At 68.4% G+C, this 22,198-nt stretch carries 19 protein-coding genes and 1 tRNA gene; 11 read left to right on the top strand and 9 right to left on the bottom strand.

Features of this window, described 5'->3' with window-relative positions:
- Positions 1–5: 5 nt before the first annotated feature.
- Together trxB and trxA are read left to right on the top strand one after the other, a co-directional pair.
- On the top strand, positions 6–974 hold the full coding sequence (gene trxB / locus ABZ948_RS31885; protein ID WP_359765385.1) for a thioredoxin-disulfide reductase: 969 nt from the start codon (positions 6–8) through the stop codon (positions 972–974).
- 44 nt (positions 975–1,018) lie between these two features.
- Positions 1,019–1,351 (top strand): thioredoxin, encoded by a 333-nt coding sequence (gene trxA / locus ABZ948_RS31890; RefSeq protein ID WP_010032728.1) that lies wholly within the window; start codon positions 1,019–1,021, stop codon positions 1,349–1,351.
- 136 nt (positions 1,352–1,487) lie between these two features.
- On the opposite strand, the gene ABZ948_RS31895 is transcribed toward trxA, so the two are convergent.
- The 9 genes from ABZ948_RS31895 to rpmH all read right to left on the bottom strand — a co-directional run bounded on the left by ABZ948_RS31895 (position 1,488) and on the right by rpmH (position 8,416).
- Positions 1,488–2,105, bottom strand: a complete 618-nt coding sequence (locus tag ABZ948_RS31895; RefSeq protein WP_114254122.1) for a GNAT family N-acetyltransferase — start codon at positions 2,103–2,105, stop codon at positions 1,488–1,490.
- A gap of 320 nt (positions 2,106–2,425) precedes the next feature.
- Positions 2,426–3,526, bottom strand: a complete 1,101-nt coding sequence (locus ABZ948_RS31900; RefSeq protein ID WP_359765388.1) for a ParB/RepB/Spo0J family partition protein — start codon at positions 3,524–3,526, stop codon at positions 2,426–2,428.
- A complete protein-coding gene (locus ABZ948_RS31905) occupies positions 3,523–4,599 on the bottom strand; it encodes a ParA family protein (protein ID WP_078650734.1) in 1,077 nt (358 codons plus the stop codon). The genes ABZ948_RS31900 and ABZ948_RS31905 overlap by 4 nt, the downstream gene beginning before the upstream one ends.
- A 265-nt stretch (positions 4,600–4,864) precedes the next feature.
- Positions 4,865–5,581: a 16S rRNA (guanine(527)-N(7))-methyltransferase RsmG gene (gene rsmG, locus ABZ948_RS31910; protein WP_359765390.1), complete on the bottom strand. Its 717-nt coding sequence runs from the start codon at positions 5,579–5,581 to the stop codon at positions 4,865–4,867.
- 124 nt (positions 5,582–5,705) lie between these two features.
- Positions 5,706–6,218 (bottom strand): Jag family protein, encoded by a 513-nt coding sequence (locus ABZ948_RS31915; RefSeq protein WP_359765392.1) that lies wholly within the window; start codon positions 6,216–6,218, stop codon positions 5,706–5,708.
- A gap of 15 nt (positions 6,219–6,233) precedes the next feature.
- The gene (gene yidC / locus ABZ948_RS31920; RefSeq protein ID WP_359765394.1) at positions 6,234–7,511 is read right to left on the bottom strand and encodes a membrane protein insertase YidC; all 1,278 of its coding nucleotides are present in this window, start codon (positions 7,509–7,511) and stop codon (positions 6,234–6,236) included.
- Between the two features lie 3 nt (positions 7,512–7,514).
- Positions 7,515–7,889, bottom strand: a complete 375-nt coding sequence (yidD, locus tag ABZ948_RS31925) for a membrane protein insertion efficiency factor YidD (protein WP_351340482.1) — start codon at positions 7,887–7,889, stop codon at positions 7,515–7,517.
- The gene (gene rnpA / locus ABZ948_RS31930; protein WP_078650725.1) at positions 7,886–8,257 is read right to left on the bottom strand and encodes a ribonuclease P protein component; all 372 of its coding nucleotides are present in this window, start codon (positions 8,255–8,257) and stop codon (positions 7,886–7,888) included. The genes yidD and rnpA overlap by 4 nt, the downstream gene beginning before the upstream one ends.
- A 21-nt stretch (positions 8,258–8,278) precedes the next feature.
- Positions 8,279–8,416, bottom strand: a complete 138-nt coding sequence (gene rpmH, locus ABZ948_RS31935) for a 50S ribosomal protein L34 (RefSeq protein WP_003956500.1) — start codon at positions 8,414–8,416, stop codon at positions 8,279–8,281.
- A gap of 374 nt (positions 8,417–8,790) precedes the next feature.
- On the opposite strand from rpmH, the gene dnaA reads away from it, so the two are divergent.
- From dnaA to ABZ948_RS31980, 9 genes are all read left to right on the top strand, one after another.
- Positions 8,791–10,944, top strand: a complete 2,154-nt coding sequence (dnaA, locus tag ABZ948_RS31940; RefSeq protein ID WP_359765398.1) for a chromosomal replication initiator protein DnaA — start codon at positions 8,791–8,793, stop codon at positions 10,942–10,944.
- A gap of 951 nt (positions 10,945–11,895) precedes the next feature.
- Positions 11,896–13,026, top strand: coding sequence for a DNA polymerase III subunit beta (gene dnaN / locus ABZ948_RS31945; protein WP_031115173.1), 1,131 nt, complete (start codon positions 11,896–11,898; stop codon positions 13,024–13,026).
- A gap of 184 nt (positions 13,027–13,210) precedes the next feature.
- Positions 13,211–14,086 (top strand): phosphogluconate dehydrogenase (NAD(+)-dependent, decarboxylating), encoded by an 876-nt coding sequence (gene gnd, locus ABZ948_RS31950; RefSeq protein WP_359765401.1) that lies wholly within the window; start codon positions 13,211–13,213, stop codon positions 14,084–14,086.
- A 36-nt stretch (positions 14,087–14,122) separates the two neighbouring features.
- Positions 14,123–15,244, top strand: a complete 1,122-nt coding sequence (recF, locus tag ABZ948_RS31955; protein WP_359765402.1) for a DNA replication/repair protein RecF — start codon at positions 14,123–14,125, stop codon at positions 15,242–15,244.
- Complete coding sequence (locus ABZ948_RS31960; protein WP_359765404.1) at positions 15,241–15,792, top strand: DciA family protein; 552 nt, start codon at positions 15,241–15,243, stop codon at positions 15,790–15,792. The genes recF and ABZ948_RS31960 overlap by 4 nt, the downstream gene beginning before the upstream one ends.
- Before the next feature lie 388 nt (positions 15,793–16,180).
- The gene (gene gyrB / locus ABZ948_RS31965; protein WP_359765406.1) at positions 16,181–18,241 is read left to right on the top strand and encodes a DNA topoisomerase (ATP-hydrolyzing) subunit B; all 2,061 of its coding nucleotides are present in this window, start codon (positions 16,181–16,183) and stop codon (positions 18,239–18,241) included.
- A 42-nt stretch (positions 18,242–18,283) separates the two neighbouring features.
- Entirely contained in the window at positions 18,284–20,878 is a 2,595-nt protein-coding gene (gyrA, locus tag ABZ948_RS31970; RefSeq protein ID WP_359765408.1) for a DNA gyrase subunit A, read from the top strand.
- Between the two features lie 19 nt (positions 20,879–20,897).
- Positions 20,898–21,707 carry a DUF3566 domain-containing protein gene (locus ABZ948_RS31975; RefSeq protein ID WP_359765410.1) on the top strand — a complete coding sequence of 270 codons (810 nt, stop codon included), beginning with the start codon at positions 20,898–20,900 and terminating at the stop codon, positions 21,705–21,707.
- A 122-nt stretch (positions 21,708–21,829) separates the two neighbouring features.
- Positions 21,830–21,906: transfer RNA gene (locus tag ABZ948_RS31980), tRNA-Ile, on the top strand.
- Positions 21,907–22,198 lie beyond the last annotated feature (292 nt).

A 22,198-nucleotide genomic window follows, 5' to 3' on the forward strand; every position in this document is an offset into this window, starting at 1 on the left:
AAGCCGTGAGCGACGTCCGTAACGTGATCATCATCGGCTCCGGGCCCGCCGGCTATACGGCGGCGCTCTACACCGCGCGCGCGTCGCTGAAGCCACTGGTGTTCGAGGGCGCCGTCACGGCAGGTGGCGCGCTCATGAACACCACCGACGTCGAGAACTTCCCGGGCTTCCAGGACGGGATCATGGGCCCCGAGCTCATGGACAACATGCGCGCCCAGTCGGAGCGCTTCGGAGCCGAGCTCGTCCCGGACGACGTGGTGGCCGTCGACCTGACCGGTGAGATCAAGACCGTCACGGACACCGCCGGCACCGTCCACCGGGCCAAGGCCGTCATCGTCGCCACCGGCTCGCAGCACCGCAAGCTCGGTCTGCCGAACGAGGACGCGCTGTCCGGCCGGGGCGTGTCCTGGTGCGCCACCTGTGACGGGTTCTTCTTCAAGGACCAGGACATCGCCGTCATCGGTGGCGGCGACACCGCGATGGAGGAGGCCACCTTCCTTTCGCGGTTCGCGAAGTCCGTGACCGTCGTCCACCGCCGCGACACCCTGCGCGCCTCCAAGGCCATGCAGGAGCGCGCCTTCGCCGACCCGAAGATCTCGTTCGTGTGGGACAGCGAGGTCGCCGAGATCCAGGGCGACCCGAAGCTCTCGGGCCTGAAGCTGCGCAACCTCAAGACCGGCGAGCTTTCGGACCTCGCGGTGACCGGTCTGTTCATCGCCATCGGCCACGACCCCCGCACCGAGCTCTTCAAGGGTCAGCTCGACCTGGACGAAGAGGGCTACCTGAAGGTCGAAGCGCCCTCCACGCGCACCAACCTGACCGGTGTCTTCGGTGCCGGCGACGTGGTGGACCACACCTACCGTCAGGCGATCACCGCGGCCGGGACCGGCTGCTCCGCCGCTCTCGACGCCGAGCGCTACCTTGCCGCCCTGGCGGACGAGGAGCAGCCCGAGCCCGAGAAGACCTCTGTCTGACCTCTCCTACCCGCCCGACGCACCAACCAGTTAAGGAGCCCGCCGTGGCCGGCACCCTGAAGAATGTGACCGACGACTCCTTCGAGCAGGACGTCCTCAAGAGCGACAAGCCCGTCCTCGTGGACTTCTGGGCCGCCTGGTGCGGTCCGTGCCGCCAGATCGCGCCGTCCCTCGAGGCGATCGCCTCCGAGTACGGCGACAAGATCGAGGTCGTCAAGCTGAACATCGACGAGAACCCGGGTACGGCCGCCAAGTACGGCGTCATGTCCATCCCGACCCTGAACGTCTACCAGGGTGGCGAGGTCGCCAAGACCATCGTGGGCGCGAAGCCGAAGGCCGCGATCGTTCGCGACCTCGAGGAGTTCATCGCCGAGTAAGGCGGCTGAGCCGTCGCCCCGACAGTGCATGTTTCACGTGAAACGCGAATGGGCCAACCCGGAAGGGTTGGCCCATTCGCGTTTGGCCGCGTCCCGCTGCAGCGGCCGGAGCGCTGGCTGCTGTGACCGCGTTCTGCTACAGCGGCCGGAGTGCCGGCTCCTTCTGCACCGCTCCCAGGAGCCGGTCCAGCGCCATCTCGACGTCTTCCTTCCAAGAGAGCGTCGATCTCAGCTCCAGTCTCAGCCGGGGATGGGTGGGGTGCTGCCGGACCGTCTTGAAGCCCACCGCCAGGAGATGGTCGGCGGGCAGCACGCAGGCCGGTTCCTTCCAGCGCGCGTCTCCGAACGCCTCGATCGCCTTGAAGCCACGCCGCAGCAGATCCTTCGCGACCGTCTGGACCATCACCCGACCCAGCCCTTGCCCCTGGTAGCCCGGCAGGATGAACGCGGTCATGAGCTGGACCGCGTCAGGGGAGACGGGACTCGTGGGAAACGCCGTGGAGCGAGGCACATAGGCGGGAGGGGCGTACAGCACGAAGCCCACCGGCACCTCGTCGACATAGACCACCCGACCGCAGGACCCCCAGTCCAACAGGACCGCCGAGATCCAGGCCTCCTTCTCCAGCGCCGGCGTGCCCGCCTTTACCGCGGCCTCGCCGCTGACTGGGTCGAGTTCCCAGAAGACACACGTGCGGCAGCGCTTGGGAAGGTCCTGAAGGTTGTCCAGCGTGAGCGGTACGAGCCGGCGCCCCATGAAGGCTGATCCTCGCTTCCTTCGCCCGCCGCATCGCGGGCGGCTGTCAGAGCGCTCCGTTCCCTGAGGAGACTGCCGATGAATCCACCGACGGCTCCCAGCCCCAAACCGGCGCTCACCAGTCCGGTGCGGCTCATCGTTCGCATGGCCCCTGCCTCCGTCTCAGAGGTGCTGCCGGGTGGTCGCGCCCTACCCGAACGCATCGTATCCACGATGCGATTCCATCGATACCGCCAGAAAGGAAAGAGCGGGCCACGTTCCGGTACACACCGGACACGGCCCGCTCTGTCGGATGCACAGCAGAGGCTCCTGCCGGAGACTCAGGACTCGTCCTCCTCGGAGTCGCCTTCCAGGAGACTCTTCTGCAGGACCGGGCCCTCGCCAGGCGCGAGAGAGCCGAGGATCCGCTCAAGGTCCTCCATGGAGGCGAACTCGACGGTGATCTTGCCCTTCTTCTGTCCCAGGTCGACCTTCACCCGCGTCTCGAACCGGTCCGAGAGCCGAGTGGCGAGGTCGGAGAGCGCGGGCGAGACCCGGGCGCCGGCCCGCGGGCCCTTGGGCCGCTGAGCCTTCTGGGGCCGCGACCCCATCAGGGTCACGATCTCCTCCACCGCCCGCACCGAGAGCCCCTCGGCCACAATCCGGTGCGCCAGCCTGTCCTGCTCCTCCGAGTCCTCCACGGACAGCAGAGCCCGAGCATGACCGGCGGAGAGCACTCCGGCAGCGACCCGGCGCTGCACGGCCGGCGAGAGCTTCAGCAGACGCAGTGTGTTGGAGACCTGCGGGCGGGAACGGCCGATGCGGTCCGCCAACTGGTCGTGCGTGCAGTTGAAGTCCCTCAGCAACTGGTCGTAAGCCGCTGCCTCTTCCAGGGGGTTCAGCTGGGCGCGGTGCAGGTTCTCCAGCAGAGCGTCCAGGAGGAGCTTCTCGTCCTCCGTGGCCCGCACGATCGCCGGGATCGCCTCCAGCCCCGCCTCACGGCAGGCACGCCAGCGGCGCTCACCCATGATGAGCTCGTAGCGGCCGGGAGCCACCTGCCGTACGACGACCGGCTGGAGGAGACCCACTTCCTTGATGGAGGTGATGAGTTCGGCGAGCGCGTCCTCGTCGAAGACCTCACGCGGCTGCCGCGGGTTCGGCTTGATGGAGTCGAGGGGGATCTCGGCGAAGTGCGCGCCGATGGGCGCCGCAGGAGCGGCGGGAGCGCTGGGCTGCGCCGGTTCCTCTGTTTCACGTGAAACAGTCGGCAGAGTTGTCACCTTCGCTGCGGCGACCCCACGGTCGTTCGGCAGTGCGGGCACGGCCGCGGGGGATACGGGAGCGGCGCCCCCCGCAGCGGCCTGGGCCACCGACTTCTCCGTCGGTGCAGCAGGGATCAGTGCGCCGAGACCACGGCCCAGCCCCCTCCGTCGCTCGCTCACTGGATGCCCTCCACCATGCTCGGGTCGTTCTGCTGTACGCCGATGTGGGCGTGCGTCGCGTCGTAGCTGACGCCCACACCCTTCAGCGCGATCTCTCGTGCCGCCTCCAGATAGGAGAGGGCACCACTCGAACCAGGATCGTAAGTCAGTACCGTCTGCCCATAACTCGGCGCCTCCGAGATACGGACGGATCGGGGGATGCTCGTCCGCAGCACCTCGTCGCCGAAGTGGGTACGGACCTCTTCGGCGACCTGGGACGCGAGTCGCGTCCGGCCGTCGTACATGGTGAGCAGAATGGTCGACACGTGCAGGGCGGGGTTGAGGTGCCCACGCACCAGGTCGACGTTGCGCAGCAGCTGTCCCAGCCCCTCCAGCGCGTAGTACTCGCACTGGATCGGGATCAGGACCTCCTGGCCCGCCACCAACGCGTTGACCGTCAGGAGGCCGAGCGAGGGCGGGCAGTCGATGAGGATGTAGTCCAGCGGCTGCTCGTACGCCTGGATGGCGCGCTGCAGCCTGCTCTCCCGCGCCACCAGGGACACCAGCTCGATCTCCGCACCGGCGAGATCAATCGTGGCCGGGGCGCAGAAGAGGCCTTCGACATCGGGGACCGGCTGGACGACCTCGGAAAGCGGCTTGCTCTCCACCAACACGTCGTAGATGGATGGCACTTCGGCGTGGTGGTCGATGCCCAGCGCGGTGGACGCATTGCCCTGTGGGTCGAGGTCGACCACCAGAACCCGGCCGCCGTGCAGCGCCAGCGACGCGGCGAGGTTGACGGTCGTCGTCGTCTTGCCGACGCCGCCCTTCTGATTGGCGACCACGATGATTCGGGTCTGCTCGGGCCGTGGCAGGCCCTCGCCGGCGCGGCCTAGAGCCTCCACCGCCAGTTGGGCAGCACGACCGATGGGAGTGTCGTCCATCGGAGGCGGTGTTTCACGTGAAACATCCGCCCCCATCGACTCGGTACGGGGACCGGGGACCGGATCGGTCATCGGTCCCGCGATGTTGGCGTCGGACCGCAAGGATTCACTCTCCTCGACTTCAGGCTCGCAATGAACAGAGCCTCCCATGTCTTCGGGGTCGTGAACCAGTGAGGCCTGTCGTTCTGTGGAGAAATCCACCTCTGTGGACAACTCAGGTCCCTCATCGAGTGAACCGAGAGGCTTACGGTCGCGGGGTTCGGCCGCAGCGCGGCCACGACTGATGATGCCGTGCAGCAGTGAGCGACGTTTCACGTGAAACACGATGCAGGGCAGCCGTGGCCGGACAGCCGCGACACTCCGGCATGCGTAGGTTTGGCAGCTTGTGTGGAGTACGTCTCGTCCGCAGGACGGATCAGCGTCGCCGGCGTGTGCGACCCGTACGAGCCGCCTTGGCCCGCTTCGCGGCGAAGCGCACACCGCCGGGGCTCTCCCCGACCTCGACCCGTACGACTGTGGACATCGGATCCACCACGCCCTCGCCGACATGCAGGATGGACGTCTCCACCGCACCCAGCTTGCTCAGTGCCGCCGACGCGCTCTTCAGCTCCTCCTCAGCGGTATCGCCCTTGAGCGCGAGCATCTCCCCGTAGGGCCGCAGCAGCGGGATGCCCCAGGTGGCGAGGCGGTCGAGCGGCGCGACAGCCCGGGCCGTCACGACGTGGACGGGCTGGACCTTCCCCATGACCTCCTCGGCCCGGCCGCGCACCACGGTCACGTGGTCGAGGCCGAGCAGCTCCACGACCTCGGTGAGGAAGTTGGTGCGCCGCAGCAGCGGCTCCAGCAGCGTGATCTTCAGGTCCTCCCGGACCAGTGCCAGCGGAATGCCGGGCAGGCCGGCACCCGAGCCCACGTCACACACCGTCACGCCCTGGGGCACGACCTCCGAGAGCACCGCGCAGTTCAGCAGGTGCCGCTCCCACAGGCGGGGCACCTCGCGCGGGCCGATGAGACCGCGCTGCACGCCCGCCTCTGCGAGCAGCTCGGCGTACCGCACCGCATCCGCGAAGCGCTCACCGAACACCTCGCGCGCCTGCTCGGGCGCGGGGGGAAGCTCCGCTGCCTCCGTCACGGGGACCGTCCTTCCGTACCGCGTCAACGCACCCAGCGCCGACACAAGAACCACCAGAACTATCAGGCTGACAAAGTTCGGCCCCGTCTGCGCAACAGACGGGGCCGGGGAACGTACGGGCCGATCAGGCGGGAAGCACGACGACGAAGCGCTGCGGTTCCTCGCCCTCGGACTCGCTGCGCAGGCCCGCGGCCTTGACCGCGTCGTGCACGACCTTGCGCTCGAACGGAGTCATGGGCTTCAGCTTCACGGCCTCACCGCTGCTCTTGGCCTCGGCGGCGGCCTTGGCGCCCAGCTCGGACAGCTCGGAACGCTTCTGGGCGCGGTATCCCGCGATGTCGAGCATCAGGCGGCTGCGGTCACCGGTCTCGCGGTGCACGGCCAGACGGGTGAGCTCCTGGAGCGCCTCCAGCACCTCGCCGTCACGGCCGACCAGCTTCTGCAGGTCACGGCTGCCCGTGTCGCTGATGATCGAGACGGAGGCGCGGTCGGCCTCGACGTCCATGTCGATGTCGCCGTCGAGGTCGGCGATGTCGAGCAGACCCTCCAGGTAGTCCGCCGCGATCTCGCCCTCCTGCTCCAGGCGGGTCAGGGTGTCTGCACCCTCGGCAGCGGCGGAGGTGGTGCCTTCCGTCACGGGATGGACTCCTTCTTACTTCTTGGACGGGGACTTGGGCCGCTGCGGACCCTTGCGCTGTCCGGACTGGGCCTTGCTGCGGGTACCGCTGCCGGGCTTCGCGCCGCCCTTCTTGGCAGCGGCGGCGGGCTTGGCGTCCTCGGGCTCGTCGGACTTCGTCAGCGACGTCTTCGGCTCGTGCTCACCGGCCGCCTTGGCGGCGCCGGACTGGCGCTGGGCCTTGGACTGCCGCTTGGGCTGCTGACGCTTCGGCGTGCCGGTGGCCGTCGGCGTACCGTCCTCGGCCTGGGCGGCGGCCGCGGTCTCGCTCTTGATCACCGTGCCGTCGGCCTGGGCGGCGAGTCCGGCCTTGCTCAGACCGTTGATGAACTTCCGCTCGAACTCGTTGCGGTCGCGGCCCTTGGCGACGATCGCCTTCACGATGGCGCGGTCGCGGCGCCGGCCGACCTTGTCGTGCTGCGTGACGTGCTTGGTCAGGCGCTCCAGGTACTCGGCCTGGGCCTTGGAACCCGGGGTCGGGTTGTTGCGGATGACGTACATCTGCTGGCCCATGGTCCACACGTTGGTGGTCAGCCAGTAGACGAGGACACCCACGGGGAAGTTGATGCCGAAGACGGCGAACATGACGGGGAAGACGTACATCAGCATCTTCTGCTGCTGCATGAACGGCGTCTTCACCGTGGTGTCGACGTTCTTCGTCATCAGCTGGCGCTGGGTGAAGAACTGCGACGCCGACATCAGGACGATCATGACGGCGGTGACCACGCGGACGTCGGTGAGGGAGGCGCCGAGCGCTTCCACCTTCGACGAGCTGTCGGTGAACTTCACCGCCAGCGGCGCACCGACGATGTGCGCCTTCTGGGCGCTCTGCAGCAGGTTCTCGTTGATCACGCCGATGGTGTCGTTCGACGCGATGCTGTTGAGCACGTGGTACAGGGCGAAGAAGAACGGGGACTGCGCCAGGATGGGAAGGCACGAGGACAGCGGGTTGGTGCCCGTGTCCTTGTACAGCTTCATCATCTCTTCGGACTGACGCTGCTTGTCGTTCTTGTAGCGCTCCTGGATCTTCTTCATCTCGGGCTGGAGCGTCTGCATGGCCCGGGTCGCCTTGATCTGCTTCACGAAGAGCGGGATCAGGCAGATACGGATCAGGATCACCAGGGACACGATCGACAGGCCCCAGGCCCACCCGGTGTCGGGGCCGAAGATGGCGCCGTACACCGTGTGGAACTGGACGATGACCCAGGAGACGGGTGTGGTGATGAAGCTGAAGAGGCTGGCAATCGTGTCCACTAATCATGCTCCTTGGGCATGGGACGGTGTCTCTGCGGCCGGGCTCGAAGGACTGGACGGACTTGTGGGAGAAGTCTGTCCCTCGATGGCCGGGTCGGCGGCGGAGGGCCCGCCCTTGCGTGCACGCCACGCGGTACGCAGCATTTCGTGCCACCGCGGACGCTTGCGCGGCGGGACATGGTCCACACCGCCCAGCGACCACGGATTGCACCGCAGGATGCGCCAGGCCGTGAGTGCCGTTCCCTTGATGGCACCGTGCCGGTCGATGGCCGTGTAGCCGTAGTGGGAGCACGACGGGTAGTACTTGCAGACCGGCCCGAGCAGCGGACTGATCGTCCACTGGTAGAGCTTGATCAGAGCCAGCAGCGGGTACTTCATCGCGCGCCCCCTCCCAGCAGCCGCTGAAGAGCGGCATCCAGGTCTCGGGCCAGCTGTGCATGGTCGGCGTCGCCCGATCCGGGCAGCGCTCGTACGACTACCAGGCTACCGGGGGGCAGCTGGGCGACTCGCTCGCGCATCAGGTGGCGAAGCCTGCGCTTCACCTTGTTGCGGACCACCGCGCCACCCACTGCCTTGCTCACGACGAAACCCGCACGCGTCGGGGGAGCGCTCTCCCCAGGCGCGTGCGGGTCCGTGGCACCGCTACGAAGGTGGACGACGAGGGTAGGGCGGCCGGCCCTACGACCCCGTCGCACCGCGGTCGCGAAGTCCTCGCGCCGCCTCAGCCGGTTCTCGGTGGGCAGCACGACGTCATGACCTGATCGGGATCAGGCGGACAGGCGGGCGCGACCCTTGCTACGGCGGGACGCGAGAATCGCGCGGCCGGCACGGGTGCGCATACGCAGCCGGAAGCCGTGGGTCTTCGCGCGACGACGGTTGTTCGGCTGGAAGGTGCGCTTGCTCACTCGGGGGCTCCAGAAAGAATCGGTGGTTGCGGGGTGCCGTCCTGGCTGTCACCGTGCGCCCACGAGTAGCTCGCAGTTACGCCCGAGTGCACCGCTTACCGATCACCCAAATGATCTGTGCCCATCGGAGGCAGGCGGCAGCAGCCATCGACAACTCGACCTGGTTACGGTACGCGCGGCTACGCCATCCGGTCAAACCAGGAGTCGCCGGGAGACACTTGTCCACAGGCTGGGGACAACAACTTGAACCGCACCGGCCGCCCTGACTACCGTGACGGAACTCCGATTCGTTCCCTTATCCCTGCCCCACCCGATTTACATCCCGACCCGTCCCAGAACCACACGTTCGTGGGACCTGTGAGAGAGCGTGCCCTGTGGCTGACGTACCTGCCGATCTTGCCGCAGTGTGGCCACGCGTATTGGAGCAGCTCCTCGGGGAGGGCCGCGGCCAGGGTGTCGAGGTGAAGGACGAGCACTGGATCAGGCGCTGTCAACCGCTCGCGCTGGTCGCGGACACCGCCCTGCTCGCCGTACCGAACGAATTCGCGAAAGGCGTGCTCGAGGGCCGGCTGGCGCCGATCGTCAGCGAGACGCTGAGCCGCGAGTGCGGCCGCCCGATCCGGATCGCGATCACCGTCGACGACTCCGCGGGCGACCCCCCGGCCACACCGGCACCCCCCGCCCGCCCCCAGCAGCGCTACGAGGAGCCCGAGCTCCCCTCCGCGCGCCAGGACCGCGACGGATACGACAGCCGCCAGGACCGTGACGCGTACGACGCCCGCCAGGACCGCCAGGACCGCGAGGGCTATGACGGCCGCGGCCAGGAACGTGACGCTTACGACAGCCGCGGCCAGGAACGTGACGCCTACGACAGCCGCCCGGACCGCGACGCGTACGACGCCCGCCAGGACCGCGACGGCTATGAGGGATACGGCCGCCACCGCGCCGAGCAGCTGCCGGGAACGGCGGGCGACCAGCATCCGCCTACGCGCGCAGATCAGCTGCCGACGGCCCGCCCGGCCTACCCGTCCGAGTACCAGCGTCCCGAGCCCGGCGCCTGGCCGCGGCCGGGACAGGACGACTACGGCTGGCAGCAGCAGCGCCTCGGCTTCCCCGAGCGTGACCCGTACGCGTCACCCCCACAGGACTCCTCCTACGGCGGACAGGACTCGTACACCCCTCAGGACTCCTACGCCCATCAGGACAAGTACGGCTCCCCGGATTCCTACGGAGCCCCCAAGGAGCAGTCCTACGGCTCGCAGGACTACCGTCCGCAGCCCATGGAGCGCCCCTCCTACGAGCCGCCGCGCTCCGACTACGAGCCGTCACGCCCCGACTACGATCAGCGTGACCCGGTCCGACGGGAACTGCCGGAGCCGCCGCCCGGCTCGGGGCACGTGCACCGGGGCGGCCCGGTCGGCCCGAACCTGCCCACGACCGGCGCGCCCGGCCCGCTGGCCGCGCAGCCGGCGCCCGCGACCGGCCCGGGCGAGCCCACCGCCCGCCTGAACCCCAAGTACCTCTTCGACACGTTCGTCATCGGCGCCTCCAACCGCTTCGCGCACGCGGCCGCGGTCGCCGTCGCGGAGGCGCCGGCGAAGGCGTACAACCCGCTCTTCATCTACGGGGAATCCGGGCTCGGCAAGACGCACCTGCTGCACGCCATCGGGCACTACGCGCGCAGTCTCTACCCGGGCACGCGGGTGCGGTACGTGAGCTCGGAGGAGTTCACCAACGAGTTCATCAACTCCATCCGCGACGGCAAGGGCGACAGCTTCCGCAAGCGGTACCGCGAGATGGACATCCTGCTCGTCGACGACATCCAGTTCCTGGCGGACAAGGAGTCGACGCAGGAGGAGTTCTTCCACACCTTCAACACGCTGCACAACGCCAACAAGCAGATCGTGCTGTCCAGCGACCGGCCGCCCAAGCAGCTGGTGACGCTGGAGGACCGGCTGCGGAACCGTTTCGAGTGGGGCCTGATCACCGACGTCCAGCCGCCCGAGCTGGAGACGCGCATCGCGATCCTCCGCAAGAAGGCGGTGCAGGAGCAGCTGAACGCGCCACCGGAGGTCCTGGAGTTCATCGCGTCCCGGATCTCGCGGAACATCCGCGAGCTGGAGGGCGCGCTGATCCGCGTCACGGCGTTCGCCTCGCTCAACCGGCAGCCGGTGGACCTGGGGCTGACGGAGATCGTCCTCAAGGACCTCATCCCCGGCGGCGATGACTCGGCTCCCGAGATCACGTCCACGGCCATCATGAGCGCGACGGCGGACTACTTCGGGCTGACCGTGGAGGACCTGTGCGGCACCTCCCGCGGCCGCGCCCTCGTCACAGCCCGGCAGATCGCCATGTACCTGTGCCGTGAGCTGACGGACCTGTCGCTGCCGAAGATCGGCGCGCTGTTCGGCGGCCGCGACCACACGACGGTGATGCACGCGGACCGCAAGATCCGCAATCTGATGGCCGAGCGCCGCTCCATCTACAACCAGGTCACGGAGCTGACCAACCGCATCAAGAACGGCTGACAGCGCCGGCGGTACGCCGCTGAGGGCGCCTCCTGAGGCTTCAGGGGGCGCCCTCTTCGTATGCCGTCCTGCCTCCGCCTCCGTATGCCGTCCTGCCTCCGCCTCCGTATGCCGTCCTGCCTCCGCCTCCGTATGTCTGCCTCCGCGGCGGACACCCGATCGCAACCCCCTGTTCGAATACCCGCCGCGTTACGGCCCCCCTCCACAGATTCGCGGACTTTCTGCCGTCCACATCCTGGGGACCGGGGAGTTGTCCAGATCGTGTCCACAGGGAGCGCTGTTGAAAGACCATCAGACCAGCTCAGGTGGTTGTGGATCCGTGGACGGACGATCTCCACAGACTGTGGACGAAGCGGGGATCCACAGGCTGTGCACCGAGTTGTCCACGGGCAACCCACAGGCTGTGGTCGGTTGTCCCCAGCGATCAGCGGCTTCTCCACATGCCTGTCCACTGTTCGGCAACCCGACGCGCCCCCTCACCGGGTCGAGTGAAAGGCGTCACACGAAGCTGCCGGGTTGGTCTGTGGGAAAGGTGGGTAAAGCTGGGGACAGCGCTGGGGAGAACTCGCCTCACCCTGTGCACGGGGTGTGCAGAACTTTCCGTTCTCCACAGCGACACCAGGTTGTCCACTGCTCGCGCCCACAGGCCCGGTGGACAAAATTTCCGCTCTGAGCTGGGAAAACGTGGTTATCCACGGTATCCACAGGCCCTACTACTACGTCCGACTAGAGAGAGAGCGGAATTCGTTTCGAAGCGGGTCCTGTGCACAACTCGCTCTCCGGTGCCCGACCGCCCCTCGTCACGACTTGACCCCGAGAGGCACCTACTGTCAGTGCCGTGCGTCAGACTGGTCCCCGGTGTCCTCCCCATCCCGGGGACCGTCGACACCGAGACAGACGACGAGGGCCAGGCAGAGCGAGAAGCGCCGGCAACAGCAGGAGGCGGCAACAGTGAAGATCCGGGTGGAACGCGACGTACTCGCGGAGGCAGTGGCCTGGGCGGCACGCAGCCTCCCGGCCCGTCCGCCGGCGCCGGTCCTCGCCGGCCTGCTGCTGAAGGCCGAGGACGGCCAGCTGAGCCTGTCCAGCTTCGACTACGAGGTCTCCGCACGCGTGTCGGTGGAGACGGAGGTCGAGGAGGAGGGCACGGTCCTGGTCTCGGGCCGCCTGCTCGCGGACATCTGCCGCGCGCTCCCGAACCGCCCGGTGGAGATTTCCACAGACGGTGTACGGGCGACGGTGGTCTGCGGCTCCTCGCGGTTCACACTCCACACCCTGCCTGTGGAGGAGTACCCGGCCCTGCCGCAGATGCCGAACGCGACGGGCACGGTCCCGGGCGAGGTCTTCGCCTCCGCTGCCGCGCAGGTGGCCATCGCGGCGGGCCGTGACGACACGCTGCCCGTCCTCACGGGTGTCCGCATCGAGATCGAGGGCGACACGGTCACGCTGGCGTCCACCGACCGCTACCGCTTCGCGGTCCGCGAGTTCCTGTGGAAGCCGGAGAACCCGGAGGCCTCCGCGGTCGCCCTGGTCCCCGCCAAGACGCTCCTGGACACCGCCAAGGCTCTGACGAGCGGCGACCAGGTCACCCTGGCGCTGTCCGGCTCGGGCTCGGGCGAGGGCCTGATCGGCTTCGAGGGCGCCGGCCGCCGTACGACGACCCGCCTGCTGGAGGGCGACCTCCCGAAGTACCGCACGCTGTTCCCGACGGAGTTCAACAGCGTCGCCGTGATCGAGACGGCCCCCTTCGTGGAGGCCGTCAAGCGCGTGGCCCTGGTCGCCGAGCGCAACACCCCGGTGCGGCTGAGCTTCGAGCAGGGCGTGCTCATCCTGGAGGCCGGTTCCAGCGACGACGCACAGGCTGTGGAAAGGGTCGACGCGCAGCTCGACGGCGACGACATCTCGATCGCGTTCAACCCGACGTTCCTGCTGGACGGCCTGAGCGCGATCGACTCCCCGGTGGCCCAGCTGTCCTTCACGACGTCGACGAAGCCGGCGCTGCTCAGCGGCAAGCCCGCGCTGGACGCCGAGGCGGACGAGGCCTACAAGTACCTGATCATGCCGGTGCGCCTCAGCGGCTGAGGCTCTCCTCGGGAGTCGTTGTCCACAGGCTGGGGGCAAATCCGCAGGTGAGGGCGTGCGACTGAGCGCGTATGCCCACAGATGTGCGCGAGCGTCCGGGTCTAGGCTCGGACGTGGGTACGAAAGTGCCTGGCGGTACGAACGTGCCGCCACGCCACGTCGCAGAACCTAAGGAACACAACTGATGGAGCTCGGTCTCGTCGGCCTCGGCAAGATGGGCGGCAACATGCGCGAGCGGATCCGCCGCGCGGGCCACACCGTCTTCGGATACGACCGCAACCCGGACCTCGCCGATGTCCACAGCCTGCAGGAGCTTGTGGGCAAGCTGAGCGGGCCGCGCGTGGTCTGGGTGATGGTCCCGGCGGGCGAGCCCACCCAGTCCACCATCGACGAGCTCGCCGAGCTGCTGGAGCCGGGCGACGTCGTCGTGGACGGCGGCAACTCCCGCTGGACGGACGACGAGAAGCACGCCGAGGAGCTGGCGGCCAAGGGCATCGGCTTCGTCGACTGCGGTGTCTCCGGCGGCGTCTGGGGCCTGGAGAACGGCTACGCGCTCATGTACGGCGGCGACCCGGAGAACGTCGCCAAGGTGCAGCCGGTCTTCGACGCACTCAAGCCGGAAGGCGACTTCGGTTCGGTGCACGCCGGCAAGGTCGGCGCCGGCCACTTCGCGAAGATGGTCCACAACGGCATCGAGTACGCGATGATGCAGGCTTACGCCGAGGGCTGGGAGCTGCTGGAGAAGGTCGAGTCGGTGACCGACGTCCGGGAGGTCTTCCGCTCCTGGCAGGAGGGCACGGTCATCCGCTCCTGGCTGCTCGACCTCGCGGTCAACGCGCTCGACGAGGACGAGCACCTGGACGGCCTCCGGGGTTATGCACAGGACTCCGGCGAGGGACGCTGGACTGTGGAAGCCGCCATCGACAACGCGGTGCCGCTGCCGGCGATCACCGCGTCGCTGTTCGCGCGGTTCGCCTCCCGGCAGGAGGACTCGCCCCAGATGAAGATGATCGCGGCGCTGCGGAACCAGTTCGGCGGCCACGCGGTCGAGAAGAAGTAAGCACCACCGAGGTCCTGGGAGGTCGGCGAAACGACCATGCACGTCACGCATCTGTCGCTGGCCGACTTCCGCTCCTATTCCCGGGTCGAGGTCCCGCTCGACCCGGGGGTGACGGCCTTCGTGGGGCCGAACGGGCAGGGCAAGACCAACCTCGTCGAGGCCGTCGGCTATCTCGCCACTCTCGGCAGCCACCGGGTCTCCTCCGACGCTCCCCTGGTCCGCATGGGCGCCGAGCGCGCGATCATCCGGGCCCAGGTCCGGCAGGGCGACCGGCAGCAGCTGGTCGAGCTGGAGCTGAACCCGGGGCGCGCCAACCGGGCCCGGATCAACCGGTCCTCGCAGGTCAGACCGCGTGACGTGCTGGGGATCGTACGGACCGTGCTGTTCGCGCCGGAGGATCTCGCCCTGGTCAAGGGCGATCCCGGTGAGCGGCGCCGCTTCCTCGACGAGCTGATCACCGCCCGCTCTCCGCGCATGGCCGGGGTCCGTTCCGACTACGACCGGGTCCTCAAGCAGCGCAACACCCTGCTGAAGTCGGCGGCGCTGGCCCGTCGGCACGGCGGCCGCAGCATGGACATGTCCACGCTCGACGTGTGGGACCAGCACCTCGCGCGTGCCGGCGCCGAGTTGCTCGCCCAGCGGCTGGATCTGATCGCCACGATCCAGCCACTGGCCGACAAGGCGTACGAGCAACTGGCCCCCGGCGGCGGCCCGATCGCGCTGGAGTACAAGCCGTCCGCGCCGGGCGAGGCGCACACGCGCGAGGATCTGTTCGAGCAGCTGATGGCCGCGCTCGCCGAGGCGCGCAAGCAGGAGATCGAGCGGGGCGTCACGCTGGTCGGCCCGCACCGGGACGACCTCCAGCTGAAGCTCGGCCAGCTGCCCGCCAAGGGCTACGCGTCCCACGGCGAGTCCTGGTCCTACGCGCTGGCGCTGCGCCTGGCCTCTTACGACCTGCTCCGAGCCGAGGGCAACGAGCCCGTGCTGGTGCTCGACGACGTCTTCGCCGAGCTGGACACCCGCCGCCGTGAGCGCCTCGCCGAGCTGGTCGCGCCCGGCGAGCAGGTCCTGGTGACCGCCGCGGTCGACGACGACGTACCGCACGTGCTGACCGGCGCGCGGTTCGCCGTGTCCGAGGGGACGGTGGAGCGCGTATGAGCCCACAGGAACCGAAGAAGAACCCCGGGGAGCCGAAGAAGAACCCCGAGCCGTCCGGGGTGGATCTCGCGCGCGTGGCGCTCCGCGCGGCGAAGGAGGCCGCACGCGCGCGTGGCGACGCGGCGCAGCAGAAGAAGCAGGCGCGCCGCGGTGGCGGACTGCGCTCCGGCGCGCGCGCCGACGGCCGCGACCCCATGGCGCTCGGCTCCGCGATCAACCGGCTGATCACCGAGCGCGGCTGGGAGGCCCCTGCCGCGGTGGGCGGGGTGATGGGCCGCTGGCCGCAGATCGTCGGGGAGGACGTGGCCAAGCACTGCGAGCCGGAGCGGTACGACGAGGACGAGCGCGTGCTGACCGTGCGCTGCGACTCGACGGCCTGGGCGACGAACCTCCGGCTCCTCGCGCCCACCCTGGTCGCCCGTCTCAACGAGGACCTGGGCCACGGCACGGTGCGGCAGATCAAGGTCATGGGACCCGGCGGTCCCACCCGCCGTTACGGCCCCTTGCGTGCCCCCGGCAGCAGTGGTCCTGGCGACACCTACAGGTGACTTACGTCACGTCTTGAGGGGCCGGTTCGGCGGGCGCGGACCTCGCTTCGCGGCACCGCACACGGTTGCGAATCGCGACCTGACTCCGAAGTAGCCAAGGGTTGACGGCCGGAAGCGCTGAGTGGCTCCGTGAGCCTCTTGGAGCCCCCATCCGCATATCGGGAGTCGGACAAGACCCGTCGAGGGCGGCACATGCGGACTCAGGTACCGGCAAACCCCCATCAGTGTCAGTGCTACCGGTAGACTGGAAGCAATCCCGCCCCACTCGCTGGGGACCGTCCGGGAAAAGCTGAGCAACGCTGATCAAGGCTTACCAACGCAACATGCCGCAGCCGCTCCGGCAACCCGCCGACGAGCCTGGCTCGTGCTGTGCCAGAAAGGGCGCTTCGTGGCCGATTCCGGCAACCCCAACGAGAACATCCCGTCCACCGACGCAGGCGTGACCGGCGAGGCGATCACCTCCAACGGCGAGGTCACCGCCTCGTACGACGCCAGTGCCATCACCGTCCTCGAGGGTCTGGACGCGGTCCGCAAGCGACCCGGCATGTACATCGGCTCGACCGGTGAGCGCGGCCTGCACCACCTCGTGTACGAGGTCGTCGACAACTCCGTCGACGAGGCGCTGGCCGGGCACGCGGACACGATCGACGTGACGATCCTCGCCGACGGCGGTGTGCGGGTCGTCGACAACGGCCGTGGCATCCCGGTGGGCATCGTCCCGTCCGAGGGCAAGCCGGCCCTCGAGGTCGTGCTGACCGTGCTGCACGCGGGCGGCAAGTTCGGCGGCGGCGGCTACGCGGTCTCCGGTGGTCTGCACGGCGTCGGCGTCTCCGTCGTGAACGCCCTGTCCAGCAAGGTCTCCGTCGAGGTGAAGACCGACGGTCACCGCTGGACGCAGGAGTACAAGATGGGCGTCCCCACGGCGCCGCTCGCCCAGCACGAGGCCACCGAGGAGACCGGCACGTCGGTCACCTTCTGGGCCGACGGCGACATCTTCGAAACCACCGACTACTCCTTCGAGACGCTCTCGCGGCGCTTCCAGGAGATGGCGTTCCTCAACAAGGGCCTGACGATCAAGCTCACGGACGAGCGCGAGTCTGCGAAGGCCACGTCCGGGGCGGACGAGGCGGGCGCGGACGAGACCGCCGACGTCAAGACCGTCACGTACCACTACGAGGGCGGCATCGTCGACTTCGTGAAGTACCTCAACTCCCGCAAGGGCGAGGCGGTCCACCCCACCGTCATCGACCTGGAGGCCGAGGACAAGGACAGGCAGCTGTCCCTCGAGGTCGCCATGCAGTGGAACGGCGGCTACACCGAGGGCGTGTACTCGTTCGCCAACATCATCCACACCCACGAGGGCGGTACGCACGAAGAGGGCTTCCGGGCCGCGCTGACCTCGCTGATCAACAAGTACGCGCGCGACAAGAAGCTGCTCCGCGAGAAGGACGACAACCTCACGGGCGACGACATCCGCGAGGGTCTGACCGCGATCATCTCGGTCAAGCTGAGCGAGCCCCAGTTCGAGGGCCAGACGAAGACCAAGCTGGGCAACACCGAGGCCAAGACCTTCGTCCAGAAGGTCGTCTACGAGCACCTCGCGGACTGGCTCGACCGCAACCCGAACGAGGCCGCGGACATCATCCGCAAGGGCATCGCGGCGGCCACCGCGCGCGTGGCGGCCCGCAAGGCCCGCGACCTCACCCGCCGCAAGGGCCTGCTGGAGACGGCGTCCCTGCCGGGCAAGCTCTCGGACTGCCAGTCGAACGACCCGACCAAGTGCGAGATCTTCATCGTCGAGGGTGACTCCGCCGGCGGCTCGGCCAAGTCCGGCCGCAACCCGCAGTACCAGGCGATCCTCCCGATCCGCGGCAAGATCCTCAACGTCGAGAAGGCGCGCATCGACCGCATCCTGCAGAACCAGGAGATCCAGGCGATGATCTCCGCGTTCGGCACGGGCGTGCACGAGGACTTCGACATCGAGAAGCTCCGCTACCACAAGATCATCCTGATGGCGGACGCCGACGTCGACGGCCAGCACATCAACACCCTGCTGCTGACCTTCCTGTTCCGCTTCATGCGGCCCCTGGTCGAGGCCGGGCACGTGTACCTCTCCCGTCCGCCGCTCTACAAGATCAAGTGGGGCAAGGACGACTTCGAGTACGCGTACTCCGACCGCGAGCGCGACGCCCTGATCGAGATGGGCCGCCAGGCCGGCAAGCGCATCCGCGAGGACTCGGTCCAGCGCTTCAAGGGTCTCGGCGAGATGAACGCCGAGGAGCTGCGCATCACGACCATGGACCAGGAGCACCGCGTCCTCGGCCAGGTCACGCTCGACGACGCCGCCCAGGCCGACGACCTGTTCTCGGTCCTCATGGGCGAGGACGTCGAGGCCCGCCGCGCGTTCATCCAGCGCAACGCCAAGGACGTCCGCTTCCTCGACATCTGAGTCGGTCTCAGCTGACCGCACCAGGAAGGACCTTCACCAGCAATGACCGACGAGAACACTCCCGTGACGACGCCCGAGGGTGACGCCCTGGCCATGCGCGTCGAGCCCGTCGGGCTCGAGACGGAGATGCAGCGCTCGTACCTCGACTACGCGATGTCCGTCATCGTCTCGCGTGCGCTGCCGGACGTCCGTGACGGCCTCAAGCCCGTCCACCGCCGCGTGCTGTACGCCATGTACGACGGCGGCTACCGCCCCGAGCGCGGCTTCTACAAGTGCGCCCGCGTCGTCGGCGACGTCATGGGCAACTACCACCCGCACGGCGACTCCTCCATCTACGACGCTCTCGTGCGCCTCGCCCAGTCGTGGTCGATGCGCATGCCGCTCGTCGACTCCAACGGCAACTTCGGCTCCCCGGGCAACGACCCGGCCGCGGCCATGCGGTACACCGAGTGCAAGATGGCGCCGCTGTCGATGGAGATGGTCCGTGACATCGACGAGGAGACCGTCGACTTCACGGACAACTACGACGGCCGCTCCCAGGAGCCGACCGTCCTGCCGGCCCGCTTCCCGAACCTGCTGATCAACGGCTCGGCCGGCATCGCGGTCGGCATGGCGACCAACATCCCGCCGCACAACCTGCGCGAGGTCGCCGCCGGTGCCCAGTGGTACCTGGAGAACCCGGAGGCCTCGCACGAGGAACTGCTGGACGCGCTCATCGAGCGCATCAAGGGCCCGGACTTCCCGACCGGCGCGCTCGTCGTCGGCCGCCGGGGCATCGAGGAGGCGTACCGCACCGGCCGCGGCTCCATCACCATGCGCGCGGTCGTCGAGGTCGAGGAGATCCAGAACCGCCAGTGCCTGGTGGTCACCGAACTCCCGTACCAGGTCAACCCGGACAACCTCGCCCAGAAGATCGCCGACCTCGTCAAGGACGGCAAGATCGGCGGCATCGCGGACGTCCGCGACGAGACCTCCTCGCGCACGGGCCAGCGCCTGGTCATCGTGCTGAAGCGGGACGCGGTCGCCAAGGTCGTGCTGAACAACCTCTACAAGCACACCGACCTGCAGACGAACTTCGGCGCCAACATGCTGGCGCTGGTGGACGGCGTGCCGCGCACGCTCTCGCTCGACGCGTTCATCCGCCACTGGGTGACGCACCAGATCGAGGTCATCGTCCGCCGCACGCGCTTCCGGCTGCGCAAGGCCGAGGAGCGGGCGCACATCCTGCGCGGTCTGCTGAAGGCCCTGGACGCCATCGACGAGGTCATCGCGCTGATCCGGCGCAGCGACACCGTCGAGATCGCCCGCGGCGGCCTGATGAGCCTGCTGGAGATCGACGAGATCCAGGCCAACGCCATCCTCGAGATGCAGCTGCGCCGACTGGCCGCCCTGGAGCGCCAGAAGATCGTCCAGGAGCACGACGAACTCCAGGCGAAGATCAACGAGTACAACGAGATCCTGGCCTCCCCGGTCCGCCAGCGGGGCATCGTCAGCGCGGAACTGACCGCACTCGTCGAGAAGTACGGCGACGACCGCAAGACGAAGCTGATCCCCTACGAGGGCGACATGTCCATCGAGGACCTGATCGCCGAGGAGGACATCGTCGTCACGGTCACCCGGGGCGGCTACATCAAGCGCACCAAGACCGACGACTACCGCGCCCAGAAGCGCGGCGGCAAGGGCGTCCGGGGCACGAAGCTCAAGGAAGACGACATCGTCGACCACTTCTTCGTGTCCACCACGCACCACTGGCTGCTGTTCTTCACCAACAAGGGCCGCGTCTACCGCGTCAAGGGCTACGAGCTGCCCGACGCCGGCCGGGACGCGCGCGGTCAGCACGTCGCCAACCTGCTGGCCTTCCAGCCGGACGAGGCCATCGCCGAGATCCTGGCGATCCGCGACTACGAGGCCGTTCCGTACCTGGTGCTCGCCACCAAGGCCGGACTTGTGAAGAAGACGCCTCTGAAGGATTACGATTCGCCCCGTTCCGGCGGTGTGATTGCGATCAACCTCCGCTCGATGGAGGACGGTTCGGACGACGAACTGATCGGTGCCGAACTCGTCTCGTCCGACGACGATCTGCTTCTGATCAGCAAGAAGGCGCAGTCGATCAGGTTCACCGCATCCGACGAAACGCTGCGCCCCATGGGCCGTGCCACCTCCGGTGTGAAGGGCATGAGCTTCCGCGAGGGTGACGAGCTGCTCTCGATGAATGTTGTTCGACCCGGTACGTTCGTGTTCACTGCCACGGACGGCGGGTACGCGAAGCGGACCGCCGTCGACGAGTACCGCGTCCAGGGTCGCGGCGGCCTCGGCATCAAGGCCGCCAAGATCGTCGAGGATCGCGGATCCCTCGTCGGCGCGCTGGTGGTCGAGGAGACCGACGAGATCCTCGCCATCACGCTGTCGGGCGGTGTGATTCGTACGCGAGTCAACGAGATCAGGGAAACCGGCCGTGACACCATGGGCGTCCAACTGATCAATCTGGGCAAGCGCGATGCCGTCGTGGGCATCGCTCGCAACGCCGAGGCGGGACGCGAGGCGGAGGAGGTCGACGGCGACGTGGTCGTCGACGAGTCCGCCGAGGGTGCCGCTGTCACCGGCACGGACGAGGGTGAGGCGCCCTCGGCCGAGTAGGCACGAGGAGTGAGTCAGCGTGAGCGGAGCCACGGGCGCCGGACCGAGCGGTACCTCGACGGGTACGGACACGGACGACGGCGGCCGTGGCTCCGCCGCGCGTGCGGCGGACCCGCACACGACCAACCTGAAGGCGATCAAGTCCCCGACCAAGGACGAGCCCTCGCCTGACGGGCAGGAATCCCAGGGGGGAACTGTGACGGACACGCGAGGTCCGCAGACACAGCAGCAGAAGGGCGGCGCGGCCCCGGCGGCTTCCGGCGCCCAGCCGCAGCCGCAGCCGGCCGCGGAGGAGCAGGGCGGCGCCACGGCCTCCCCGCTCCCGGGGGAGCGGCAGACGCAGCAGCCGGCCGGGCCGTACCACCCGCCGCAGGCCTACCCGGCGCAGCAGGGGGCGGCTCCCGGTGCCGCCGCGGCTGCCGTACGGCGTCCGCGCACGGGCGCGCGCACCACGCCCCGGGTCCGCAAGGCGCGGCTGCGGGTGGCGAAGGCCGACCCGTGGTCGGTGATGAAGGTCAGCTTCCTGCTCTCCATCGCGCTCGGCATCTGCACGATCGTGGCGGCGGCCGTGCTGTGGATGGTCATGGACGCCATGGGCGTCTTCTCCACGGTCGGCGGCACGATCTCCGAGGCGACCGGCTCGAACGAGTCCAACGGCTTCGACCTGCAGGCCTTCCTGTCGCTGCCCAACGTCCTGATGTTCACGTCGATCATCGCGGTCATCGACGTCGTCCTGGCGACGGCCCTCGCGACGCTCGGCGCGTTCATCTACAACCTCTCCGCGGGGTTCGTGGGCGGTGTCGAGCTGACGCTCGCCGAGGACGAGTGACGTCCCTCCGACGTGCTGCGGGTGTCCCGCTGACGGTGCTCCGACAACCGATTTTGGGACTGCCCATGTCGTGCGCTAATCTTCAGGAGTCAGCGCGCGGGACACACACCGCAGAGCGCGGCGGGGCTATAGCTCAGTTGGTTAGAGCGCATCCCTGATAAGGATGAGGCCACAGGTTCAAATCCTGTTAGCCCCACCAGCACGAAGACCCCCGGTCAGTAGGCCGGGGGTTTTTGGTGTCCGCGGTCGGTGCCGTGCGGCGTGTGCTGTGGCAGGGCCTGTGATGCGTGTGCCGTATCAGATGCATGTGCGGTATCAGGGCGTGATCGCCATCCTCCTGGTGCCGTGGCGGCGGCGCTCTCGCAGACTCCGTGGACGTGCGAAGGCCCCGACCGATGACGGACTGAAGGCGGTCGAGGGCGGCACGCTGTACGCGTCCGTGGCGCAGCAGCCGTCCCAGCTCGGCAAGATCGCCGTGGACAACGCCCTGA

The organism is Streptomyces olindensis (genome assembly GCF_040645895.1).
GTDB classification, from domain to species: Bacteria; Actinomycetota; Actinomycetes; order Streptomycetales; family Streptomycetaceae; genus Streptomyces; species Streptomyces olindensis.